Below are 21,986 nucleotides of genomic sequence, written 5' to 3'. Positions count from 1 at the left end.
GCAAGGTTATCAATTAATCTCTGCAAATTTAAGTTAAAAAAGGTTATTTTTGTTTTCTCTTCTTTTATTTCACCTTTTGCACTTCAGTATTAGAAGCTCTCAGCACTGTTCCATCTGCCGCGACTGGTGCCATAAATGGAATTTGCTGCCCCGTATTTTTATCAATTAACAGAGAATGGCGCTCACCACCTTCAAATAGGTTGTGCTCTCCCCATTGTCGTAAAGCCACAACAACTGGAAACAAACTCTCCCCTTTAGCGGTCAATACATATTCTTGATAGGCCGTACCATCCGAAGCATCTTGCATTTCAAGCACGCCTGCATCAACCAGCTTTTTCAGTCGATCAGAAAGAATATTTCGCGCAACTCCCAGACTTCGCTGGAAGTCTCCAAAACGGCGCATTCCATCAAAAGCATCACGCACAATAAGCAGTGACCACCGATCTCCGATGAGATTAACACAGCGTGCAACAGGACAAGGCTCATCTTTTAAAGATGTAGAGTTCGCCATTAAATTTCCTTATGGGTGATTAGGAACAAGATACCTAGTTGCATTTTAAAACTAGTAGACTTAACATTCAACTAGTTTCATTTTAAAACTAGTTTAGAATTATGAAGTCTTCTCACACCTCCGCATTGCCGGCAAGACAGAACAATGCAAAAGTTATAGAGATGTCTCAGAGCTTGATATTGCTGTTTGCTATTGCAAGTGGTGCAAGCGTAGCAAATGTCTATTATGCCCAGCCTTTGCTCGACATATTGGCTAGGGACTTTAACATTAGTCATTCCGCCATCGGTGGTGTAGTTACAGCCACTCAAATTGGTTGTGCGCTGGCGCTAATCTTTCTAGTGCCGTTGGGTGATCTTGTAAATCGGCGTCGTTTAATGGCTATTCAACTCGTAGCATTGATATCTGCATTGCTAGTAGTTGCTTTTGCTCATTCTACGGTTGTTCTTTTGGCAGGAATGCTTGCCGTAGGTTTACTCGGCACAGCCATGACACAAGGGCTTATTGCTTATGCTGCGAGTGCTGCTGCTCCGCATGAGCAAGGACATGTGGTCGGGACCGCGCAAAGTGGTGTATTCATTGGTTTACTGCTTGCCCGAGTGTTTTCAGGAGGAATTAGCGATTTAGCAGGATGGCGTGGCGTTTACTTTTGTGCAGCTGTAATCATGCTGGTAATTGCTTTACCACTTTGGAAACGTCTCCCTCGTTTAAATGTTCAGCCCGTTTCAATGCGCTACCAGCATCTGCTAGTCTCTATGCTAAAACTACTACGCCAAGAAAAAGTGCTTCAAGTCCGCGGTGTCTTAGCTTTACTCATGTTTGCGGCATTCAATATTTTTTGGAGTGCACTAGTATTACCGTTGAGTAAGCCACCTTATAGTTTTTCACATACGATTATCGGGTCTTTTGGTCTTGTCGGAGTTGTTGGCGCTCTGGCCGCTGCACGTGCTGGACAGTGGGCCGACCGCGGATATGCTCAGCGTACAAGCTTGGCGGCACTCGTTATATTATTAATCGCTTGGGGGCCACTTTCACTCATGGCGTACTCACTCTGGGCTCTGGTAATTGGCATCGTATTATTAGACTTGGGCGGACAAGCTCTTCATGTGACCAACCAGAGCATGATTTTTCGTACTCGTCCCGAAGCTCATAGCCGGCTTGTTGGGCTATACATGCTATTTTATGCAATCGGCAGTGGACTAGGTGCTATCAGTACAACAGCTACCTACGCCTATGCAGGATGGCTTGGTGTGTGTGCTCTAGGTGCAGGTGTTAGTCTGTTGGCGCTATTATTTTGGTGGAGAACGCTACGCGCCTTAAGTCATTCTTCATGAAATCTCCTCTGACAAACTAAATGTTGATATGAAATGTTAGTCAGTTACTATTAGAAATAGATAAGCCCCGTATAGGAACAAAATTGGGTATTAATAATAAATTGATTTTCGCAGTTGTATTTGCCCTTCTGGCGGGATGTCAGCGGCAAGAGGCAAACGAAAATACGAGTGCGGTGAAACTGCCTGTTTATCAATCTAACGGCGTTTTTGCATCAGCACGCTTAAAAGGAATATTGCAGCTAAAACAAGAATGCCTCTATGTGAACGATATCCTCATTATTTTTCCTGAAAACACTGCTCAGTGGGATTCTGAAAAAGACACTTTAAGTTATAAAGGTAAACTTATCGCCATAGGTAATGAGTTAGATATTGTTGGGGGTTTTGGTAATTTTGAGCAAGACAACTTACGTATTAAACATTTGAGCCCAATGTGTGATCATCAAAACATTTGGTTTGCAGAATAATCTATAGTTGGGGCGAGGCCAAATCTCTCTCCCCGCCCAAACTGATTTATTAAACTAGATTGGCATCAGTTTTATATATTTTTCTAACAGGTAACCAGAAGTAAATATAAATTAAGAGAATGACCCAACCCAACAATACATCTCCAATTAAATGTGGAGTTTCATGTGTCATTACTAACCCCATAACAAGCATTGCACCGAAATGAGCAATATTGGCAAACATTGTAAATTCAAAAAATAGATAGTTTTTTAGAGGGTCATTGGCCGCTTTTAGTATAAACCATCCCCATACAATATAGATGACTGAGATCATCAACTCGTAATGTTCACCCCCACCATGCAGCTCTCCCCAGCGAACTAATCGAACAAGAAATTTACCCCATTCGAACTGAAGTAAAATTGCAGGAATATTTAAAAAGATAAAAAGCGCTGCACCTGCAAAAAATAGAAGAAAGCTAATTCCCATAATTTTTGCAACGAGACTAAATCTAGATATTTTTATCTGATGAGTTGCCGACATAATTTATATCCTCATTGATATAAAACGTTAATTTATAATTTTAAGACGCGCGTAACCGACGAGTTTTGAATATACCTAACCCTTTATCTTTAATATCCAGAATAAAAGATTTAAGTCCATTTTCCTCGGGAATTGGTAAGCGCCCACGCCCCAATCGGTGCATTTGACGTGTATACCAAGTAATTTCTAATGACCCCAAATTATCAATAAACTTAAATCCAGTCGTTAAAGGTTTGACTTGGTTTATGGTTTCAAGCCCGCTTAATAAACGCTTTGAAGCCAACGGTTCAATTGCAAAAATTCGCCCAAGGCCAACAAAATCTAAATCATTATTTAATAATGCGCTTTCAATACCTTGCAGACTTCTAAAACCTCCAGTCACCATAAGTGGAATTTTACTTTGTTCACGAACTTTTTTAGCAAAATCTAAAAAGTAGGCTTCACGAGAGATTGTTGATTCTTTCGGAGTTCCCAACTGCATAATGGGTTTTTCGTAGGTCCCGCCAGAAATCTCGATTAAGTCGATTCCCACCTCATCCAGTGCTTGAATGGTTGCCAGCGATTCTTCTTCGGTAAAACCACCTCTTTGAAAATCGGCTGAGTTCAATTTAATACTTACAGGATAGTCAGGCCCGACTCGATTGCGAATTCCTTTGTAAACCTCAAGGACAAATCTACGTCGATTTTCGATATTTCCGCCCCACTGATCTGTACGGCGGTTATGATGCGGAGAAAGAAACTGGCTAATTAAATAACCATGTGCGCCATGTAACTGAACACCTGTAAAACCTGCTTTCTTGGCAATTTCGGCAGTGTTTGCGTAGCGTTGAATAAGGTCTTGAATTTCGTCATGAGTCAGCTCTCGCGGTGTAGCAAAAACGGCTGCCACTTTAGGGCCAAATGGCACGGCTGAAGGCGAAACAGTTTCTTTATTTAACCCTCTAATTGCTTGTTTACCGGGGTGGTTTATTTGCATCCAGACTTCACTACCACCAGATTTAGCAACTTCTGCCCATTCTTTAATTAGGGCTAAATCTTTTTCGTCTTCAATAATGACATTACCCGGTTCGCCAATTGCTCTAGAGTCAATCATTACATTACCGGTAATCAAAATCCCGACTCCAGATTGCGACCAAGTTCGATATAGTTGAATCAACTCTTTACTTGGCCGTCCATCTGTATGCGCCAGCCCTTCACTTAAAGCTGATTTAATCAGCCTATTCTTGAGCGTAAAATTATCTTTTAAAACAAATGGTGTCGCCAGTTTTAATTCATTGTTCATTTTAGACCTCCAGCTTTATTTTTATGCAGTGAGCTTTTGAATATAGTTACGAATAGGCTTTGCGATTAAATCAGGATGGCTAGCAATTCCCCAGTGACCCGCATGAATATCAGTACGTGTAAAAGATGAATTAACCCATCTGTCCTGTTTATCTACAATATGTTGAGGCACAAAGCGGTCTTTGGTCATTGATAAAACATGTACAGGTACCGAGGTATAACGCTTTTTAGAGTTGATTAATGGCTTAAATAAATTCAATCGATAGAAACCTAACCCACGTATGGCATTTTTAAGTTGATTAGGATGTGGTGCAACTTTCTTACCTTCGATTTGAGAAACTACTTGTGGCCATATTTTTGATAGCCCCAGATACCAACTTAACTCTGGAAGAATTGGAATATTAAAAAATAACATGTAACTCGAAGAAATCATTTGCTTGATAGCCGCAAACTTTTTCGCAGGCTCTTTACTGTTCAGATTTTCTTTAAACCATATACCTGCATGATCAATACTTGGGGCTAAAGCCGTATAACTTTTGATATGTCGTTTTAACTTATCATCCAAAATAGCTTCCCAACCTTGAAGAGCACCTAAATCATGGCCAATCAAATGTACGGGTTGATGTGGACTAGTTTGTTCAATAACTGCTTTTAAATCAGAAATGAGATAATCCATCTGGTACCCTGCTTGTGATAACGGAGTTCCAGATAAACCTGTGCCTCGCACATCGTAAGTCACAATATGAAAATCTGATTTCAATAATGAAGCTAAGTCATCCCAGATCTGTGCCTCGTCTGGATAACCATGAATAAAGACCAGTGTTTCACGGCCTACGGATGCCTGCCCCCATTCATAAATAGATAGAGTGACATCAGCTGACTGAATATACCTTTGTTGTTTTTCAATAGTTGTATTCATATTAGCTTACCAGTCCTTTTTGTATTTCTTCATAAAGTTTGACCGCTGGTGAACGATTTATATAATCCAATGCAAGCTCGGTTGAACCTTCATAGTAAGGATGATATGAAGGTTTAAAAAAGTTTTTAGTGATCGTCATAAACCATATAGGACTTGGTACCAACTGCTGGGAGCTTGCTTTAAACCATTGTCGCCAAAAATCAAGACGGCCTAAGCTTTGCTGAGATTTAGGTAAACTACAATCTACTGCTGCAAGCTCTTGTGTACCTTTAACCATTAAATAAGTAAAAATGGGTGCCGTAATACTCATGATTGCAGCGCGTAATGTATAACTACCGCCTAAATGCTCAAATAAATCAAAAGCAACTGTTCTATGTTCAACTTCTTCTGCACAATGCCAAGTAAATAAATCACTTACTGCTGGGTCACAACCTTTTTCTTCCCAATGTGCTTTTGTCAAAACATATTGGCCTAATGCACAGGTGTAATGTTCAGCAGCAGCGACAATGCCCACACGAAACAATAACCAAGGCTTTTGCATACGCTTTGGTAGCGCTTTTCCAAGAGGCTTATCTGCAAGCATATAATCAAATAGTTCAATTACGCGCTCATACTGCTTTTCAATATCAACTCCGTAACGCTGAATATATTTTTCAACAGATTCTTTGTGTGCTTGAGCATGAATCGCTTCTTGGCGGATAAAAGTTTCTACATCTTTTTTTAATTTTTCATCGGTTATAAAAGGCAAAGCCTTATTAAAAATACGGCAGAAAAAGTATTCTCCTCGCACAAGCGTAAAACTGAAATGATTTACAGCATGACTTCCTATTGGAGATTGTGGCATCCAGTGTAGTGGTGATTCATTCCACTCAAAAGCAACACGGCGTGGAAATAAAGGCCATAAAGTTTTAGAAGCCATATCTTTGAATGTGTTTGGGTACATGTTCTTTTTCTCTTCCTCAAGATAAATACACATTAAGTTCTAAAAAGGAACTTGTTAATATCTTTAAAGGACAATTCCGGTGTCAGAATAGTCAAAACCCCAAATCACATTTGAAAAATAAATAATCAGGCTTAAAACTGCGGCAAGAACATAGATTAAAAAAAGCCCCCATCTGGGAGCTTTTTATGGAAGTAGGCTCAGTGTGAGCATCTCTACCAAAAATTAAGTTGGATTAATCTCTGCTGTTAATCTTTGCAAATCATGACCTGAAGGTGCTTGGTAAACACGTAAACCAAATTCAGGAAGAATCGCAATTAAATGATCAAAAATGTCTGACTGAATTGCTTCATAAGCAACCCATGCAGTTGTATTGCTAAATGCATAAATTTCTAAAGGCAAACCTTGGCTGGTCGGCTGTAATTGGCGAACCATAATCGTTTGATTTTGAGCAATACCTTTATGCTGGCGCAAATAAAATTCAACATACGCTCTAAATGTGCCGATATTGGTTAAACGGCGTTTGTTATAGCGTGACTGATTACTTAACTGCTTATTAAACTCTTCAATTTCAGAATTCTTTGCATCAAGATATTGGTCTAATAATAAAAATTCTTTGAGCTTTTGTTGTTCTTCATCAGTCATAAAATGAACACTACTTTGATCGAGAAAGAGTGAACGTTTCATTCGACGGCAGCCAGAATTACTCATGCCTCGCCAGTTTTTAAAAGTATCGGTAACCAGCTTATTGGTGGGAATAGTGGTGTACGTTTTATCAAAATTTTGAACAGTCACCGTGTGTAAAGAAATATCAATTACATCACCATCTGCATTCAGTGAAGGCATCTCAATCCAGTCACCAATACGAACCATGTCATAAGATGCAATTTGCACACTGGCAACCAAAGATAGAATGGTATTTTGGAAAACGAGCATTAATACCGCTGCCATCGCACCAAAACCTGCAAGTAAAGTGAACACATCCTTTTTGAGAAATGTCCCTAAAATCATCAGGCCACAAACGACAAATAAAATTAATTTAACAAGTTGTAAGTAACCTTTAATCGGCTTGTTTCTAGATTTCGGATTCCGCTGATAAATAAGATTGAAGATATTTAACAGCTCACTGACTGTAAGCGCGAGTGTCAGAAAAATAAATGCCTGCGCCCCCATTTCTACAAAAGAAATAACCTTCTGCGTTAGATGTGGAACGGTTGCAATACCGTTCATAATGACAACGGCCGGCACAATATTGGCAAATTTCTTTATGACACTATGTTGAGCAAAAATAGATTGATTTGGTGATTTGAGTTTTGTAATTAAGTGCCGAACGCCCCGAACAATAATCCGTTTAGCAATAAAATTTGCCATTGCTGCAAATAAAATCAAAATCGTGAGTGAAACCAACATCTCAAGCCATGGATAATGGCTTAATTCAACTTTTAATTCACGAAAAAAACTTAAAAAATCCAATCTTCTACCCCTTAAAACTTTATTTTCGAGAATTTTAGGCGTTAAGTGAATTTATAATAAGAGTTATTTACATATGTAGTCACAAATACAACAAGTAGGTTATATACTTGGCTCCATTGACTGTATTCCTGTTTTTCGCTCATCTGAGTTATTCAGGTCTACCGCCATTTATTTACGGCGATAACATTTTTTATTTTATGGATAAAGACTGAAAATCTAAAAGTGATCATCCGTAAGAAAGATCATAACAAATACAAAGTAGGTAAAATAATTAATATTAAGTATGACCCTAAAAATCTAAAAAAAATATTTCTATATTAGATCAAATCATGCTTTGACCTCTTACAGATTGTTTAAAAAGTACGATAGCCCCTCTGGAGTGCGTCCGTTTAATCTGCTACTTGTTGTCACTCGTACTAAATTACTCCACGTAATACTCCTAGATTTTCTTTTAAATTTCTCAATTAAAGAAATATCTTCGTGACACGAAATAGGCTCAAAACCACCCACCTCAAGATAAACCTCCGCACTGAAACTTAAGTTTGCCCCATGAATATGCTGATGATTCATTTGATCTTGATAATGCGCTAAATATTTCTGCTGCTTGATCATGGATAAATGACTTAAATCATCCAGACTTACCGTACCGCAAATTGCATCTGTGGGTTGATGTTGAATTTGATATAGCAACCAATCAGGACTTACTACACTATCTGCATCTGTGCATGCAATCCAAGTTACTCCGCGTTCAATTAAATGACGAATACCCACATCTCTCGCCTTTCCAACACAAGCATAGTGACACTCAATCCAATTAACCTGATGGCTTTGTACCACGGACCATGATTGATCTGTACAATTATCAAGTACAACAACAACTTCCACTTGATAATTACTCACGTTTTCTCTGGCAACGTGAATAGAGTGTAGACAGGCTGATAAATATTGCTCTTCATTATGAGCTGGGACGACAACGCCTATTTTCATCTTAGCTCTTCCTGCTGTGCTAATGAAGATGAGTTCACTGTCCAAAGATCAACCATGAAATCTGGATCGTTTAAACTTAAATAATGATGAAATGGAAAATGTTGTTGAAAGCTTTGATGTACTTGCTGAGCATTTAATTCAAAGTCTTTAATTTCATGGCGCCAGTGGCAGCAAAGAATTTCCCCATCGACATTTAAACTATGCTTTAATTTTTCTATAAACTGATGTAATTCGGCTTCGGATAAATAATAAGCCACTTCACTAATAAGAATCAGATCGAATTTTTGAACTAAATATTCTTCTGGTATTTTTCTATTTTCAACAACCACATGTTCAAATGCCTGCAAACGTTGAGAGGCAAGTTGAACAGCATAATCAGAAACGTCTAGGCATAAAAGCTGGGCAGCACGTTGAGCTAAATGAACACTCAAATGCCCATTTGAACAGCCGACTTCTAAAACTTTTTGATAGTGTGGTCGTGTTAATAATGCAAGACAAATTTGTCTTTTGCGAGCTTCATACCAATGATAATCATAGCCCCATGGATCATTATTATTACGATACAACTCCTCAAAATAGACGCGAGAATGAATCACTCAGATAAACCTCATAAGGCATTAATAAACGGCTAATTGTATTTGGAGATAAAATTGCAGCCTTTCCCGTGCTTTGATCTACTTCAATTTGGGTTTTAAACTGCAATATTGCTTCATGTTTTTTTGCTAATTGTTCTTCTGTCAGCTTATAAGCTTTTGCTCGATGCCAATCAATTCTCGGATCTAAAGGCATAGCCCAATGCCACGCCCAGATTAAGACGTGTAAACACACTAACTGCCGATCTTCTGCAAAAGCTTGTACTATTTTCCCCACGGCTTCATGGTCTGGGTGACCATCAAATGCATAGCTACAAATGAGGATATCCTCTGCTTGAACTATTCTGCTTAAGCCCTGCCAAAGTTGTGTAGTCTGGCAATGTATCTGCCCATCTAATAAATTGAGTTCAATTCTCTCGACAGCTTCTGAAACACCTAAACACTTCAAAGCAGCCAAACTTTCTTGTGGTCGAAGAATATTGAGCTCATCTGGACTATATTTATTAGAATCAGGATGACTTTGTGTTCCATTACTGACTGCTAAAATAATAATTTTGCAATTCTGCGCCATGAGTTGCTGCATTAATCCCCCACAACCCAGAATTTCATCATCTGGATGTGGAGCTACAATCACCACTCTTTTAAAGTGCAATGACTCAAGATTAAGAGAATCTAAGGGATGCTCTTCAAATGCCTGTAGCCACTTCTCCTTCGGTGTTCCTTCGCCCGAAATCATACGGTCTTCTACAAGAGGATGATTTAAAGTTCCCATAAACTTTCCTCCGGCAAACAAAGCTCCGCAATCTGCTCATAATCAAAAGCCGCATGACTTTGCCGAATAAATACAGGCAAATCAGCCATCAAATTTGCAAAAGTAGATTGCTCACAAAAAGGGCTAGCGCCTAATGCTTTTCCGACCAGTTCAATGGCTTTCTGACAACATTGCTCCGTTTGCGCACGTAATATACGCACTTCTCGCTCATGACTTAACATGGACTGCTTATCAATCAGAGCCGAGACATATTGAAAATATTGTTTAGTGATTTCTAACTGCTGAGTTAATTCACCTAAATACATTTTTTTAAATGCACTTGGATTTACCTGACAACTCTGTTGCAAAAAAACCGCTAAACGAACGGCGGCACCATACCAACAAGCCGCCACCCCAGCAGCGCCATGCCAAAACCCCGGACGCTCTAAATAAGCGTTAGGCTGACCGATGGGTTTAACTGGCGTATTTTCAAAAATGACTCTGGCTGTCTGCGTAGCGTGCATCCCTACTGCATGCCATTGGCTTAAATCGGTACTAATTGATGAATGATTTAAATCAACAATACAAAGCTGTGATTGGCCTTCGTTATCTTTATAACTTATTAAAGCTTTTTGAATAAATTCCGCCCCAGAGCACCAAGGTTTTATGCCCTTACAAAGATTATCTTTTATTTGCAAAGGCGCTGGTCCACCGTCTGCTGCCCAAACCGCCCAAATCTGATTATCTATTTCAGCTTGGTAACCTAATTCGTTTAAAATACTTAGAGCATCACAATGTGATTCAAACAATTTAGCTAGACTTAAATCAAAACCTGCAATCTGAGCAAAAAGCTGCCAACGTTGATAAGTTTGTCCGGAAGCAGGATAAGGTAAGTTCGCTGCTGATTTTACCAAGTGATAGAGTAAATTTAGACGCTGCTTACTTTTATCTTCAGCTAACGCATATTCAAATTCACTCAACATACTCAATATCGTCATGTTTATAGGTATTTTGCTATTCATTACGATTAATTATTTACAAGTATTAAATTAACCCTATCTGAACCCAACTGTTTAAATAAACACATAAATTGTAATAAAAAGATAAATATTATTAGATTTATATCTAATTATTTCATTGTTATTCAAATGCACTTATTAGGTGAACTTATAAACCCGTCATGTAAGGATTATTAAAAACCCAACATTTAGCCGATTATTTCAAGTAACTTAGTTTCTACCGTTTTTCTATTTGTAAAGAAGAGGTCCAAAATGAATACTTTAAATATTAATGATATTAAAAAACACGCAGATGTTATTGCTTCATGTGGTACTAAAGTAGGAACAGTTGACCATCTCGATGGTGAAAATCAATTAAAGCTGACTCGAGACGAAAGCGGCCAACATCACCTTATTCCTACTGGATGGATTGGGGAAGTCAAAGAAAACCAAGTCATACTCAATAAAAATTCAGAAGAAGTTAAAGATCAGTGGCAAGCAATCTAGACTTTTAAGCACGATAAGTGAATTACCGTGAACTTTATAATAAAGAGTTTCAGCTTAAAAAATAAATAGGCTTAAAAACTTTAAAGCTTAACTGACAAAAAATGAAGGCTCCTTTTAGTACGGGAGCCTTTTTTATTGATCAAACTTCTAATTTAGACCTTTTTTATCTCTATAAGCCTGTTGTTGGATGTTTTTGTCCTTTACTCACATGGTGATCGATTTTACTTAATGCTAAAAATTGTCCATTCACATTAAATTAACAATTATGAATAGGGTGACGTAGATGATCACAGGGAACCACCAGCTTAAAGCTCGAAAAGTATATTTTGATTTTGCAGAGTCATCTGTATGTTGGATGCCGAATGATCCGCTATGCTCACACGTAGCAAATGGTATTAATATGCTTTTGCCGGCTGGTGAATTTTGGTTTTGCCGTGTGTTTAATAAAACCCTTCCCTTCATTACCGATCAAACATTAAAACAAGAAGTAATTGGCTTTGTTCGTCAAGAAGCGGCACATGCACGTGCCCATGAAAAAGCTCAAGATTTTCTACGTGAAAATGGCTATGACATTCAAGACCCGCTCAACCGTGCCCATTTTGTTTTTAACATTTTATTGGGCGATAAACCCTTTGGTCTACCACTTGTAAAAGGTGAGAAACTTGAAGAATATTGGTTACTTTTTCGAGTAGGTGTTATTGCCGCAATTGAGCACTTTACTGGAACTATTGGACAATGGACACTCGACAGCAAGTCTTGGGATCACGCCGACCCTGCCATGGCTGATTTGTTCCGTTGGCATCTAGCTGAAGAAGTTGAACATCGCTGTGTTGCCTATGATTTATTTGAGCACCTATTAACAAACAAATTGGGTTTCTATGTGTCGCGCCAAGTCATTATGGCCGCTGTTTTTCCACTGTTTATTTTTTTCCTTGCCGATTTTGCTCGTAGCCTAGGCAAACAGGATTTAGAGCATAAAGATATTCAAAAATTGATGCGTCGTGGTTTCTTTAATTTCATTCGTGAATTTGAAAAAACGGCAACGCAGTCAGATAACCTTCCAACCATTAAATATTTGTGGAAAGCGACCTTACGATGGGTTTCTCCAAAATTTAACCCAATTCATGAAGGTGACACTGAACAAGCTTTGGCTTATATGGCTCGTTCACCTGCAGTTCAATATTTTGAGCAAATGGCACAGCAGCCCACACAACCTGCGACATTAAGCTAAACGCTTATTCTTTCAAAGAAAAAGCCTCCTTCATTGGAGGCTTTTTCTTAATTAAGTTCTATTTCGTTAGGTAAAGTTTAAAAAGAAATAATCCAACAGCCGTGCGCTTTCATCTACGCCATTTTCACCTAAAAGCTGAACCATTGCCCCATCAATCATAAATAAAAACATGTAAGCGTCTTGGATTAAAGCCGTCATTTTTAAGGTCAAAAGCAGTTTATATATTTCGCTAATTAACCAATTTCGATAATCAACTACGATTTTATAGGCAACAGGATAAAGCTTTTCAATTTCAAAAATTGCCTTAAATGGCAAATGATAAAAGCCATTTAAGTCTGCATGTAGAAAATAAATCTCCTTGAGTTTATCAAGCACCATTTGCTCTTTGTATGAATTAGAAATTGAAAACACCTTGTCTTTTAGCGCGTCTTTTTGAAAAGTGAGACACATTTCGATGAGTCGTGCTTTTGAGTGAAAATCATTATAAAAAGTAGCCTTGGCGACTTTGGCTTCCGCAATAATTCGGTCGACACCGACCTGATGAAAACCATATTGATTAAATAAGTCTTTAGCTGCGTGAAGCACTCGTAGCGCTCTAAATGAAGATTCTAAATTTGGCATAGATATACCGTTTAAATAATTTTTTGTTGTATATAAAAGAGATAGAAATACCGTCACTCTTAAAATGAGTGCTAAAAACAGGCATGCAAAAGCAGCACAAAAATGTGCCCTAAGCTATCTCAGGTTTTATTGTTGCTATGATTTTTTAGTCGTAACGAGCTAAGGTTGTAAAAAACCTAGAGTCGGTTAAACCGTTTTAAAGACCAGTTGGGCGGTATAGATAGAGAGAGTTTGGCAAAGACCAATAAATAAGAAGAATTAGTACGCATAGCGGACTCCTTGTGTGTAAAGAAGTTCTACCAGATCACTGTCAAATGATTATGGTGGTAGAACGAGAGAAGGTTGACAGACTGACACACAAGAATCAGCACGCACAAGGCGTCCCTCCCTCGCCCTACCGCTACGAAGGGGAACGAACGAGTTCGCCACCAAAAAGAGAACTTTTTGATGTCTTGTGTGTTAAATCGATCTGTCAAAATCGACTGGCGATGTAGGCCAGCACGCAAAGCATAATCGGAGGGGTTTTAGGTGTCAATGTGATATTGGATAGAAATAAAGCTTTAAAAAATTCAGTAAAATAATTTTAGTAAAAAGATTTATTAATCTAATACAGAAACTTTTATTTTTTGAGATTTAAAATATGAGTAAAACTTAAAAATGTACTCCACTATATTAATTCGTTAAGACTTTGAATACCGAGTTTTACACCATAGCTCCCTTCACTATTATCATCAAGCCAACCACCATTAATTAAAGCTGGTACTGTCTGATTTATCACTTTACCAGCTAATAGTTTGGCATCATCCCTACTTAAATAACCAACTGTTAAACCATTAATTTCTATTTTTATAGCGTTCTTGTCATAAGCATTAAAAGGTTCAGAAATAACTCTAGCCATGACTTCTACATATTTTGATTTTTCTTGTTTAGGTCCAGCAATCTTTCTTAAATTAGCTTGATAAGACTGTTCTCCAACAATATCAAACAAGTATTCTACTGGCTTTTCTATTATAACACTCTGTTTTTTATGCCTTTTAGTCAGTATAATCCATAAAATTAGTACACCAAACGCTCCAAGTATCATTTCCATCTTTTGCCTCTTATTATTCAAAGAAGATTAGAATATTTAAAAGAGCAAACCGCAAAACAGCTTACTCTTTTATACATTTACTTAATGACAGTGATGGTCTCCAGTTTTACTATTCGTATGGCATCCTTTAGAGTTTGTACCCCCAGAATGAGCATTAACCTGTGTCACTGCCAAACCGATTAAACAAATGAATAAAAGTTTTTTCATGAGTTTATTTCCTTCAAGTTGGAATTATAATTGAGTTTTTATTATACAAAATAAAATTATTAAGCTTTCATAAAACAGATGAGTAACTTATGAACTTTAGTCTAGTTTCTATTTATAAAATTTCTACTCAAGCACTATTCAAAAAAGATAAACCATGAAAATTTGTATTGTAGGCCCTTCTGGGGCTGGTAAAACAACTATCGCTAAGAAACTAGCTAAAGAATTAAAGATATCTGCTCATGCATTTGATGAGATCTACTGGAACTTAAGTGGAACTGAGTTTGTAAAAAATTCGGAAGAAACTATCTCAGTTGGTATTAAACAAATCACGTTACAAGATAGTTGGATTGCAGAGGGAGCTTACGATAAACGTTTACTTCCGCTACTTCTTGAGTGCTCTTTAATTTTAAAAATGGAAGTACCTCTTTATTTAAGAACAATAAGGCTCCTACAACGTTATCTAAAGTCTGTAGTTACAGGCAAAAGGCCCAAAGAAACTCTAAAAAATACAATCGAGCTGATTCAGTTCTCATACAGTTTTGATAAACGCTTAGAAAAATTTCTGAGTAGTAATCCTCAACTCTCTAGAAAGGTTATTTATTTTAATAACTTTTCAAAAGCTATAAATATTATTCAGACAGGTTTTAAAAATAATTTACCCGATTCATTAATTCATGATGAGAGAACGAAGAAAGGTTGAAAAAATGACACACAAGATTCAGCACACACAAGGCGTCCCTCCTCTGTTCTATCACAGAGAATAATAAGAGAGATTTTAAGTATCAATTTGATATTGGGCGACTTCTTAAAATTTATTTCTGGTTTAACTGGCGAATTATATATGGTAATACACCGATAAAATGAATAATTAAATCCATTTTATCGGCTTGCTAGAAGAGGTTTTTAAAACCTTATTTTATTTTTTAATATAGTTTGGAAATTCTTTTAAAACCCTACTACATAATTGACCTTTTGTATCTTCTTTCTTGCGCTCTTCAAATTGTTTCATACCAAATTTCATGACTTCTCTACCGTATTTATCGCCTAACTCATGTTTAGTACATTTTGCGGCAGCATCCTTTAACTCTTCTGAATAATAGTGATAGTTACAATCAAGTTGAGCGCGGCTTAAAAAACCATGTAGCTCTACTGCTTTCTCGCAGTGTGTTTGCCCTAGAAGGCTTTTAGGTTCTTGATTAGCATGAATTGATGTTCCTATCAATAAAGTGAAAACCGTTACTAAAATATTACGCATTATTTCCCCGACAAAGTTATTAAAAGTATTAGTGGTAATGTTGCGGGCGTATTAAATAATAATTACTTACAAGTGTCTATTAATAAAAAGAAAAATGAATGAATCTACTTCCGTTTTGAATACTTAATCACCTTATAAAAATTGTGTGATTAAGCTTTATCAATAAATGATATTAGATTTGTTTTATACCCATCTTTAATATAATCCAAGCTATTTAAGAAAAGAGTTTTAGTGATATTTAATTCATTTCTTATCTACTAAAACCTCTATTCATTACACCACTTTAAAAACCTAATTTCTTAAAGACAAAATAACCCACATGGCTTTCAAAGCTACCGTCATTTTGAATTTTGAAATATTTCTTAACGAGGTCAGATGAACCTTCCTGCAAATAGCGCAAAGTTTTGATTTGATCTTCAGGGGTTTTCATACGCTTTACCCAACTATCAAAGTCTAACGAAAGTGTTTGTTTATCTAGGCCGACTAAGTCAAAGCCAGCATCTTCGATAAAATAGACCCACTCTTTCACACTATAGTTTCGTACATGACTCGGGTCTCGAATCGTTTCGATCGTCTGTAAAAACGTATCTAATATAGGAGAACTAGAACTAATAATATCTACAAAAATAACAATACCATCAGGTTTAAGAACACGGTTTACTTCCTTCATGGCCGTCGGAACATGCTGCCAGTGATGGGCAGAATATCGGCTAATCACTACATCAAACTGCTGGTCACTAAAAGGCATATCTTCAGCAATACCCTGCTGCACAAAGATATTCTTTAATTTTCGCTGGCTAGCCGTCTTAGACACAGTGTCTAACATTTCATGAGATAAATCGTAAGCAAAGACTAGATCAGCATGGGGAGCAACGTTATAAGAGACATGACCACCACCACAACCTAAATCTAAGACTACAGCCTTCTCAATTTTTCGAATTTCATTAATAAATTTATTAAATTCAATACCTTCAGAATGAGCTTGGCTATTCAAATAGTCGAGAGATTTATTTTGATATTGTTTTTGATTTATATCGTGCTGGGTGATCATAACCTTGCTTCCTTCTTTGCAATGAAATCACCATAAAGGAAAAGTTAGATAAAAAATAATGATTAGTTTTTCTTCAATTGATAAATAAAAGTTATTATTTAATTTGTTTTAATACACTAGGACAATTAATAAAAATAGATTTAAGAACTTATAAGAAATTCGCAAAGAGCACTGTTTAGTCACCCTTACTGAAACAGTGCTCTTTGCTCCATCACCACCCTTATCCAGAAAGGTTCGATGCATAGAAATAGTGTATGTACCTTTAGCTCAAAATGTTTCCTGTATTTTTTAATATTTTTAAATGTTCGCAGCATAAAAATAAAGTATATTTAATTTTATCAGAAGATTCTTCTTTGGTTTATATTTTGAACAGAACAGAATACACACTAGATCGTATAGATCGGAAAATTTTATCTGCATTACGTGGTAATGGTCGTTTAACCGTTGCTCAATTAGCAGAAGAAGTCGGTCTTTCATCTTCACCATGCTGGACACGGCTAAAACGACTAGAAACTTTAAAAATTATTGAAGGATATACGGTAAACGTAAATCCTAAAGCGATTGGTATTCATGAAGTATTCTTTATTGAAATTACCTTAGAGCGTCATGACGATGAAATGCTGGAAAATTTCAGTGAAGCATTAGCAGATATCCCAGAAGTTGTAGAAGCTCATCTGGTTACAGGTGACTATGATTATTTGGTCAAAGTAGCTGTAAAAGATGCGGAACATTACGAACGTTTTTTACGGAAAAAACTTTATTCGATTAAAGGAATTCGGCACACACGCTCAACCTTTGCCCTACGCCCTCTTAAGTCTGCCAATACAGCTGATTTAATGTTAATTGAATAAAAGTCTTAACGCCTATAGCATATTAACTTAAACTATTGATTCTAAAATCTTTAATAAGCTAAGCGGCTTAGACCATAACAGATTAAGGCTCTGTTATATTTTTTTTAAAAAATTCTGTATCTATGATTACAGCCTCCTCATCTCCATAATAAAATTAATCTGAATTGGAGGCATCGCCATGAACATTTTGAAGAAAAAAAATAAGGCCAGTTTTGTATTCTTTATTATTACTCTCTACTCTTTTATTGGGTTTGGCTTAGGTTATATTATTTGGGAATACCTTTTAAAGAGCTAGTTTTCTCCAAAGAATGTATTAACGAACCTCAGAAATAATTTCTGAAGTAATTTCTTTACTACGATGGTATGCGGCCTTCATGGCTAAACGTATATCATCAGATACATTTCCTAATTCAAACATTCGTAAAGCAGATTCGGTAATTCCGTTAGCTAAAGTGACCTTTCCACATAAATCCGCAGGAGCAACATTGCTTTTACGAATCATTTCAACTGCTCCAGTCGCTGCTTGAAGAGCGAGATCTAAGGCAAATTGTTTGTCGAGCCCTAATGAAACACCTGTCTTAATCATGCTATCTAAAATATAAAAAAAGTAAGCTGGCCCTGAACCAGATAACGCAATGATGGCATCAGTTTGTGTTTCAGACGGTGCCCAAAAAGTCTGGCCTGTTGCAGAGTACAACGTTTCAATTAAGTCTTTATCAAGCTGGTCCATTTGCTGTGAAGCAATGAGCACGTGAGTACCTGTATGCGTAAGCACAGGTGGATTTGAAATCACACGAACGATTTTTTTCGAACCCGTAAAACGGGATAAGATTTCAATATCAATCCCTGCCATCATAGAAACAATAATTTTATTTGCTAACCATTTTTTAAACGGTGCAAGTGTCTCTTTTAATTGTTTTGGATCTAATAACAACACAACAATGTCAGCTTTTTTTAAACCATCTTCTCTTTGCTTCAATGCATTTGTATCATTAATTTTTTTCTCTTCAATCAAGTATATCTTTTCTTTTTTAAATCCTTTTAGAACCATTCCTCCTATTAAAGCTAAAGCTAAATTACTACTGCCAATAAAGCAAATATTAGGTTGTACTTCATTTAACATTTAAAATGTTTTCCTTTCTAAGGGAGGCTATAACAATGAATATTATCGATAGTTTAATTATAAATATTGAATTAAAGATGACCGAATTAATAAAGAAACCACTCCAATAAATGATATTAAAGTGAGTTTTGTTTTATTTACTCAATAAATAAAACAGCTTTAACTTAAGTCTAATGTATAACTATAGTTAGCAAAATCCACATACAAATTGTTAAAGTATGTAACTAGTAATAGAATATTGTAAATGCTACTTAATAAATAAAAAAAGCAAAAAATATTTACGTTCAAGATCTTAACTTTTCTTGTTAAAGATATTTCAATTAAATTCCTAAAATAACTTATATTAAATAAGGAAATCTTTAAATTAACAGACAATATAAAGGTAATTTGTTTTTTGAACTAAATATTTTCTTTTTTCTTCGTTAAGATTCGCTCTGCCTTTCTGGTTGCTTGCTCCAAGTCTAGGTCATCACAAACCCAAAAAGTAAAAAGTTTTCCAAATAAATGAAAGTGTTGTTTAATATATTCAGAGCTATTATCAGAATAATGGTCTTCCACTTTAAAATAATTTTTATCGTTTTCTACTTTTTGACCGTCAAAAATACCACCAATACAAATATCCATTTTAATACTACACACCTAATTGTTCATATTATAACATAAAATATAGAAGCATTTTTAAAACTATTATTTTCACTTCTTTTTATTTTAAATATAATTTTAATTAAAATTTATAAAAACCCACAAAAGTAAAGTGGGTTTTTAAACTCTGCTAAAATGCATTACTTTTCAAATAAAATTTATTTAAATACTTTATTTAAATACTTTATTTAAAAATATTCATGCATTTTATTTAATTATGAATTTTGAAGAATCACAATGTTTGAAGCTTGGGGGCCTTTTTTACCCTGAACTACGGTAAACTCAACACGTTGACCTTCCATTAAAACTTTAAAACCTTGTGTTTGAATATCAGTAAAATGAGCAAAAATATCTTTACCTTCATCAGTCACAATAAAACCAAAACCTTTAGTTTCATTGAACCATTTTACTGTACCAGTACTAGTAGACATATGTTAATCCTAACTCTTAAAATATTATAACTTATTATTGGTGAAACCAATTTAACTAAAAAATAGACGTCAAAACTTAAATAACTGAAAAACCGAAGGATTATAAATAAAACTGCGCAAATAGAAATTTATGATGACTAGAATATTTTGTTAGTTATTCTCGATAATACACACTTCAAAAACATTTGCAATCGATATTCAAAATAATTAAAGAAAGAAAAATTATATACTTCTCTTCCTTGGTCTTTCATATTGATTTAATTAAGATTCCTTTCAATTAAAAGTCAAATTTTGTTTCATTTTAATCGAAAGAAGTACTTCTGCTATTTCCCCACAAGACCATCAATAAAATTTCTTTTCACCAGCTGGGCGCGTCTTAAAACGTCGATGGAACCACATGTATTGCGTAGGAGCGATACGAATTTGATTCTCAATAATTTTATTGACTCTTTCAGCATCACTCACTTCACATCCACTCGGGAAATTTTCTAATTTAGGTTCTAACAGAACATGATATTGAGGGTTTCTGATATCGCCACTTCTGTAAAAGTACAAAGGTACTGCTGCCGCTTTTGAGATATCCATGAGTCTGCGGTGGGCCGTGACGGTAGCCGCCTGCACTCCAAAAAATGATGCCATTACACCTTGTTTTAAGCCAAAATCTTGATCTGGGCTATACCATATTGCATGGCCATGTTTGAGGTTTTGGATAAGTCCACGCATGTTGTCTCGAGCAATCTGGTTTTTATACACTCTTGCACGGCTACGATGAATCAGAAAATCTAAAAAGGGATTGTTTTGAGGTCGGTAAACTACGTCCATGTTAAAAAACAAGGTACAAGCGGCTCCGCCTGCATCTAAAAGGGTGCTATGAGTGCCTAGTAAAAGTACGCCATTTTCCTGATTGTTGGTTAAATTCTCTAATCCATCTATGTGAACACGGTTTTTAAACCAGTTTGGACTATACCAAGCATTTAAAGCCTCAAATACACCCGTTAAAGTATCAACAAAAACCTGTTTGGCTTTGACTTCAATTTGCATAGGTGTTTTTTCAGGAAAGCATGCTTCTAAATTACGTATTGTTGTTTTTCTTCTTGAACTTAAAGATTTCCACGCTATTTTTGAAAGAAAATCGGCAAGACGCCATTGAATAGCCCACGGTAACATCGCAAATAACATTAAAACAAAAGCTAAAACCCATAGACCCCAATATTTAAACGATAAAAAGGAAAACCGAAATTCGCCAGATTTAAACTGCCGTTCTTTTATCGTCATACTGTACATTTCTTGAGGTATAGACTTAGCATACTAACATGCCTACTTATCAGGGTTGTATGTTTATGTTGCAATAACTGCTATGCTATTTAAATAGATTATCTATTTATTTCACTCTTTATTTTTAATCAATAGCGTCCCTATTTATTTTTGCTAGGTATAACTTTAAAAAATATACTTAACCTTCTGTATACATAAAGTATTTTCTCATTTAAAGTAATCACATAATCTTGTCTCAATTGATAAATAGGATATATCAGCGTGAGCGGTCTTTTAGTTTTTATAACAATTGCATTTCTTACCTTATTAAGCCCTGGACCCGGTGTTTTATTTACTGTCACAAATTCAATCAATTATGGTGTTAAAACCGCTTTATTCGGTATTAGCGGCCTAATTATTGGTATGTTTGTAATTGCTGTAATTTCTGCTAGCGGTGTAGGTCTTATTATTACGAGTAACCCTACTATTTTTACGGTTTTAAAATTTATTGGTGCATTTTATTTAATGTATTTAGGATATAAAAACTTCAGTAAAAAAATTCCATCGCAAGATTTAATTACTGATCAGCAAAGCGATAAAAATGTAAGTAAATCGAAGCTATTTTATCAAGGTCTACTCGCATCTTTGCTTAACCCTAAAACAATCGTATTTTTTATCGCCCTCTTCCCTCAATTTATTGATATAAAGAAAGAAATTTTAAATCAGTTTTTAGTTCTATCTTTAACATTTTGTTTTATTGGCTTTTTAATTCATTTGGTCTATGCGAATTTCTCTTCAATTTTTAAAGAAAAGATGTTAGCTGGAAATAATTTTTCTATACTCAATAAAATCAGTGGGGCTATTTTCTTTCTTCTTGCAATTTTACTTATCGCACAATAAATCATTATTTTAAGAATGATGCTTTAAAAGCCTTAACTCATGTTTAGACTTTTAA

The 21,986-nt window shown here is 35.9% G+C and carries 27 protein-coding genes and 1 pseudogene; 9 read left to right on the top strand and 19 right to left on the bottom strand.

What is annotated here, in order from left to right; all coding sequences use genetic code 11:
* Positions 1–64: 64 nt before the first annotated feature.
* Positions 65–511, bottom strand: a complete 447-nt coding sequence (locus tag MSG66_RS08565; protein ID WP_324653625.1) for a helix-turn-helix domain-containing protein — start codon at positions 509–511, stop codon at positions 65–67.
* Positions 512–672: 161 nt separating this feature from the next.
* Between MSG66_RS08565 and MSG66_RS08560 the strand changes: the two genes are divergently transcribed.
* Together MSG66_RS08560 and MSG66_RS08555 are read left to right on the top strand one after the other, a co-directional pair.
* Positions 673–1,842 (top strand): MFS transporter, encoded by a 1,170-nt coding sequence (locus tag MSG66_RS08560; RefSeq protein ID WP_420714253.1) that lies wholly within the window; start codon positions 673–675, stop codon positions 1,840–1,842.
* Between the two features lie 71 nt (positions 1,843–1,913).
* Positions 1,914–2,306 carry a hypothetical protein gene (locus MSG66_RS08555; protein WP_420714254.1) on the top strand — a complete coding sequence of 131 codons (393 nt, stop codon included), beginning with the start codon at positions 1,914–1,916 and terminating at the stop codon, positions 2,304–2,306.
* A gap of 49 nt (positions 2,307–2,355) precedes the next feature.
* Here the strand turns inward: MSG66_RS08555 and MSG66_RS08550 are convergent, their stop codons facing one another.
* The 5 genes from MSG66_RS08550 to MSG66_RS08530 all read right to left on the bottom strand — a co-directional run bounded on the left by MSG66_RS08550 (position 2,356) and on the right by MSG66_RS08530 (position 7,439).
* Positions 2,356–2,826: a DUF6632 domain-containing protein gene (locus MSG66_RS08550; protein ID WP_324653622.1), complete on the bottom strand. Its 471-nt coding sequence runs from the start codon at positions 2,824–2,826 to the stop codon at positions 2,356–2,358.
* A gap of 40 nt (positions 2,827–2,866) precedes the next feature.
* Entirely contained in the window at positions 2,867–4,108 is a 1,242-nt protein-coding gene (locus MSG66_RS08545) for an NADH:flavin oxidoreductase/NADH oxidase family protein (RefSeq protein WP_324653620.1), read from the bottom strand.
* A gap of 21 nt (positions 4,109–4,129) precedes the next feature.
* Entirely contained in the window at positions 4,130–5,026 is an 897-nt protein-coding gene (locus tag MSG66_RS08540; protein WP_324653618.1) for an alpha/beta fold hydrolase, read from the bottom strand.
* A 1-nt stretch (position 5,027) separates the two neighbouring features.
* Positions 5,028–5,969, bottom strand: coding sequence for a metal-dependent hydrolase (locus MSG66_RS08535; protein WP_262472999.1), 942 nt, complete (start codon positions 5,967–5,969; stop codon positions 5,028–5,030).
* A gap of 222 nt (positions 5,970–6,191) precedes the next feature.
* On the bottom strand, positions 6,192–7,439 hold the full coding sequence (locus MSG66_RS08530) for a mechanosensitive ion channel family protein (protein ID WP_133974448.1): 1,248 nt from the start codon (positions 7,437–7,439) through the stop codon (positions 6,192–6,194).
* Between the two features lie 207 nt (positions 7,440–7,646).
* On the opposite strand from MSG66_RS08530, the pseudogene MSG66_RS08525 reads away from it, so the two are divergent.
* Positions 7,647–7,777 (top strand): annotated as a pseudogene (locus MSG66_RS08525) (hypothetical protein); the annotation flags it as partial.
* A gap of 4 nt (positions 7,778–7,781) precedes the next feature.
* On the opposite strand, the gene MSG66_RS08520 reads toward MSG66_RS08525, so the two are convergent.
* The 4 genes from MSG66_RS08520 to MSG66_RS08505 are packed head-to-tail and all read right to left on the bottom strand — an operon-like array spanning position 7,782 to position 10,792.
* Positions 7,782–8,426, bottom strand: coding sequence for a glycosyltransferase (locus tag MSG66_RS08520; RefSeq protein WP_042897981.1), 645 nt, complete (start codon positions 8,424–8,426; stop codon positions 7,782–7,784).
* A complete protein-coding gene (locus MSG66_RS08515) occupies positions 8,423–9,022 on the bottom strand; it encodes a class I SAM-dependent methyltransferase (RefSeq protein ID WP_133974453.1) in 600 nt (199 codons plus the stop codon). The genes MSG66_RS08520 and MSG66_RS08515 overlap by 4 nt, the downstream gene beginning before the upstream one ends.
* Complete coding sequence (locus MSG66_RS08510) at positions 8,997–9,791, bottom strand: PIG-L deacetylase family protein (protein WP_133974456.1); 795 nt, start codon at positions 9,789–9,791, stop codon at positions 8,997–8,999. The genes MSG66_RS08515 and MSG66_RS08510 overlap by 26 nt, the downstream gene beginning before the upstream one ends.
* On the bottom strand, positions 9,779–10,792 hold the full coding sequence (locus tag MSG66_RS08505; protein WP_202742902.1) for an acyl-CoA/acyl-ACP dehydrogenase: 1,014 nt from the start codon (positions 10,790–10,792) through the stop codon (positions 9,779–9,781). The genes MSG66_RS08510 and MSG66_RS08505 overlap by 13 nt, the downstream gene beginning before the upstream one ends.
* A 249-nt stretch (positions 10,793–11,041) precedes the next feature.
* On the opposite strand from MSG66_RS08505, the gene MSG66_RS08500 reads away from it, so the two are divergent.
* Together MSG66_RS08500 and MSG66_RS08490 are read left to right on the top strand one after the other, a co-directional pair.
* Positions 11,042–11,275, top strand: a complete 234-nt coding sequence (locus tag MSG66_RS08500) for a DUF2171 domain-containing protein (protein WP_042897977.1) — start codon at positions 11,042–11,044, stop codon at positions 11,273–11,275.
* A 283-nt stretch (positions 11,276–11,558) separates the two neighbouring features.
* Positions 11,559–12,506: a metal-dependent hydrolase gene (locus MSG66_RS08490; RefSeq protein ID WP_324653612.1), complete on the top strand. Its 948-nt coding sequence runs from the start codon at positions 11,559–11,561 to the stop codon at positions 12,504–12,506.
* Between the two features lie 66 nt (positions 12,507–12,572).
* Here MSG66_RS08490 and MSG66_RS08485 read toward each other — a convergent pair whose 3' ends face one another.
* The 3 genes from MSG66_RS08485 to MSG66_RS08475 all read right to left on the bottom strand — a co-directional run bounded on the left by MSG66_RS08485 (position 12,573) and on the right by MSG66_RS08475 (position 14,424).
* Positions 12,573–13,127, bottom strand: coding sequence for a TetR/AcrR family transcriptional regulator (locus MSG66_RS08485; protein WP_324653611.1), 555 nt, complete (start codon positions 13,125–13,127; stop codon positions 12,573–12,575).
* Positions 13,128–13,794: 667 nt separating this feature from the next.
* Positions 13,795–14,217, bottom strand: a complete 423-nt coding sequence (locus tag MSG66_RS08480) for a hypothetical protein (RefSeq protein ID WP_324653609.1) — start codon at positions 14,215–14,217, stop codon at positions 13,795–13,797.
* Between the two features lie 81 nt (positions 14,218–14,298).
* Complete coding sequence (locus tag MSG66_RS08475) at positions 14,299–14,424, bottom strand: YHYH domain-containing protein (protein ID WP_005076872.1); 126 nt, start codon at positions 14,422–14,424, stop codon at positions 14,299–14,301.
* A gap of 154 nt (positions 14,425–14,578) precedes the next feature.
* Here MSG66_RS08475 and MSG66_RS08470 point away from each other — a divergent pair, with 154 nt between their 5' ends.
* Positions 14,579–15,124, top strand: coding sequence for an AAA family ATPase (locus tag MSG66_RS08470; protein WP_324653607.1), 546 nt, complete (start codon positions 14,579–14,581; stop codon positions 15,122–15,124).
* A gap of 216 nt (positions 15,125–15,340) precedes the next feature.
* Here the strand turns inward: MSG66_RS08470 and MSG66_RS08465 are convergent, their stop codons facing one another.
* Both MSG66_RS08465 and MSG66_RS08460 read right to left on the bottom strand, forming a co-directional pair.
* Complete coding sequence (locus MSG66_RS08465; protein WP_324653605.1) at positions 15,341–15,679, bottom strand: hypothetical protein; 339 nt, start codon at positions 15,677–15,679, stop codon at positions 15,341–15,343.
* 283 nt (positions 15,680–15,962) lie between these two features.
* Positions 15,963–16,730 carry a class I SAM-dependent methyltransferase gene (locus MSG66_RS08460; protein ID WP_324653603.1) on the bottom strand — a complete coding sequence of 256 codons (768 nt, stop codon included), beginning with the start codon at positions 16,728–16,730 and terminating at the stop codon, positions 15,963–15,965.
* Positions 16,731–17,095: 365 nt separating this feature from the next.
* On the opposite strand from MSG66_RS08460, the gene MSG66_RS08455 reads away from it, so the two are divergent.
* Both MSG66_RS08455 and MSG66_RS08450 read left to right on the top strand, forming a co-directional pair.
* A complete protein-coding gene (locus MSG66_RS08455) occupies positions 17,096–17,581 on the top strand; it encodes an Lrp/AsnC family transcriptional regulator (RefSeq protein ID WP_034677787.1) in 486 nt (161 codons plus the stop codon).
* A 178-nt stretch (positions 17,582–17,759) separates the two neighbouring features.
* Entirely contained in the window at positions 17,760–17,876 is a 117-nt protein-coding gene (locus MSG66_RS08450; protein WP_324653599.1) for a hypothetical protein, read from the top strand.
* 18 nt (positions 17,877–17,894) lie between these two features.
* Here the strand turns inward: MSG66_RS08450 and MSG66_RS08445 are convergent, their stop codons facing one another.
* The 4 genes from MSG66_RS08445 to MSG66_RS08430 all read right to left on the bottom strand — a co-directional run bounded on the left by MSG66_RS08445 (position 17,895) and on the right by MSG66_RS08430 (position 21,052).
* Complete coding sequence (locus MSG66_RS08445; RefSeq protein WP_324653597.1) at positions 17,895–18,704, bottom strand: pyrroline-5-carboxylate reductase family protein; 810 nt, start codon at positions 18,702–18,704, stop codon at positions 17,895–17,897.
* A 399-nt stretch (positions 18,705–19,103) separates the two neighbouring features.
* Positions 19,104–19,328, bottom strand: coding sequence for a hypothetical protein (locus MSG66_RS08440; protein ID WP_324653595.1), 225 nt, complete (start codon positions 19,326–19,328; stop codon positions 19,104–19,106).
* A 233-nt stretch (positions 19,329–19,561) separates the two neighbouring features.
* A complete protein-coding gene (locus tag MSG66_RS08435; RefSeq protein WP_133974472.1) occupies positions 19,562–19,777 on the bottom strand; it encodes a cold-shock protein in 216 nt (71 codons plus the stop codon).
* A gap of 342 nt (positions 19,778–20,119) precedes the next feature.
* On the bottom strand, positions 20,120–21,052 hold the full coding sequence (locus MSG66_RS08430; RefSeq protein ID WP_133974475.1) for a lauroyl acyltransferase: 933 nt from the start codon (positions 21,050–21,052) through the stop codon (positions 20,120–20,122).
* Positions 21,053–21,313: 261 nt separating this feature from the next.
* On the opposite strand from MSG66_RS08430, the gene MSG66_RS08425 reads away from it, so the two are divergent.
* Complete coding sequence (locus MSG66_RS08425; protein ID WP_202742893.1) at positions 21,314–21,931, top strand: LysE family translocator; 618 nt, start codon at positions 21,314–21,316, stop codon at positions 21,929–21,931.
* Positions 21,932–21,986 lie beyond the last annotated feature (55 nt).

The organism is Acinetobacter sp. IK31, from assembly GCF_035615195.1.
GTDB classification, from domain to species: Bacteria; Pseudomonadota; Gammaproteobacteria; order Pseudomonadales; family Moraxellaceae; genus Acinetobacter; species Acinetobacter calcoaceticus_C.
The sequence above is the reverse complement of the archived record's forward strand: the minus strand, read 5'-3'. Positions and strand labels throughout refer to the sequence as shown.

What these genes read in the sequence shown, in the direction of transcription:
- MSG66_RS08430 (WP_133974475.1), bottom strand. Translation starts at nt 21,052, where the DNA reads ATGACGATAAAAGAACGGCAGTTTAAATCTGGCGAATTTCGGTTTTCC.
- MSG66_RS08500 (WP_042897977.1), top strand. Translation starts at nt 11,042, where the DNA reads ATGAATACTTTAAATATTAATGATATTAAAAAACACGCAGATGTTATT.
- MSG66_RS08510 (WP_133974456.1), bottom strand. Translation starts at nt 9,791, where the DNA reads ATGGGAACTTTAAATCATCCTCTTGTAGAAGACCGTATGATTTCGGGC.
- MSG66_RS08485 (WP_324653611.1), bottom strand. Translation starts at nt 13,127, where the DNA reads ATGCCAAATTTAGAATCTTCATTTAGAGCGCTACGAGTGCTTCACGCA.
- MSG66_RS08470 (WP_324653607.1), top strand. Translation starts at nt 14,579, where the DNA reads ATGAAAATTTGTATTGTAGGCCCTTCTGGGGCTGGTAAAACAACTATC.
- MSG66_RS08490 (WP_324653612.1), top strand. Translation starts at nt 11,559, where the DNA reads ATGATCACAGGGAACCACCAGCTTAAAGCTCGAAAAGTATATTTTGAT.
- MSG66_RS08560 (WP_420714253.1), top strand. Translation starts at nt 673, where the DNA reads ATGTCTCAGAGCTTGATATTGCTGTTTGCTATTGCAAGTGGTGCAAGC.
- MSG66_RS08505 (WP_202742902.1), bottom strand. Translation starts at nt 10,792, where the DNA reads ATGAATAGCAAAATACCTATAAACATGACGATATTGAGTATGTTGAGT.
- MSG66_RS08540 (WP_324653618.1), bottom strand. Translation starts at nt 5,026, where the DNA reads ATGAATACAACTATTGAAAAACAACAAAGGTATATTCAGTCAGCTGAT.
- MSG66_RS08445 (WP_324653597.1), bottom strand. Translation starts at nt 18,704, where the DNA reads ATGTTAAATGAAGTACAACCTAATATTTGCTTTATTGGCAGTAGTAAT.
- MSG66_RS08465 (WP_324653605.1), bottom strand. Translation starts at nt 15,679, where the DNA reads ATGCGTAATATTTTAGTAACGGTTTTCACTTTATTGATAGGAACATCA.
- MSG66_RS08435 (WP_133974472.1), bottom strand. Translation starts at nt 19,777, where the DNA reads ATGTCTACTAGTACTGGTACAGTAAAATGGTTCAATGAAACTAAAGGT.
- MSG66_RS08520 (WP_042897981.1), bottom strand. Translation starts at nt 8,426, where the DNA reads ATGAAAATAGGCGTTGTCGTCCCAGCTCATAATGAAGAGCAATATTTA.
- MSG66_RS08480 (WP_324653609.1), bottom strand. Translation starts at nt 14,217, where the DNA reads ATGGAAATGATACTTGGAGCGTTTGGTGTACTAATTTTATGGATTATA.
- MSG66_RS08460 (WP_324653603.1), bottom strand. Translation starts at nt 16,730, where the DNA reads ATGATCACCCAGCACGATATAAATCAAAAACAATATCAAAATAAATCT.
- MSG66_RS08475 (WP_005076872.1), bottom strand. Translation starts at nt 14,424, where the DNA reads ATGAAAAAACTTTTATTCATTTGTTTAATCGGTTTGGCAGTGACACAG.
- MSG66_RS08565 (WP_324653625.1), bottom strand. Translation starts at nt 511, where the DNA reads ATGGCGAACTCTACATCTTTAAAAGATGAGCCTTGTCCTGTTGCACGC.
- MSG66_RS08535 (WP_262472999.1), bottom strand. Translation starts at nt 5,969, where the DNA reads ATGTACCCAAACACATTCAAAGATATGGCTTCTAAAACTTTATGGCCT.
- MSG66_RS08545 (WP_324653620.1), bottom strand. Translation starts at nt 4,108, where the DNA reads ATGAACAATGAATTAAAACTGGCGACACCATTTGTTTTAAAAGATAAT.
- MSG66_RS08440 (WP_324653595.1), bottom strand. Translation starts at nt 19,328, where the DNA reads ATGGATATTTGTATTGGTGGTATTTTTGACGGTCAAAAAGTAGAAAAC.
- MSG66_RS08550 (WP_324653622.1), bottom strand. Translation starts at nt 2,826, where the DNA reads ATGTCGGCAACTCATCAGATAAAAATATCTAGATTTAGTCTCGTTGCA.
- MSG66_RS08450 (WP_324653599.1), top strand. Translation starts at nt 17,760, where the DNA reads ATGAACATTTTGAAGAAAAAAAATAAGGCCAGTTTTGTATTCTTTATT.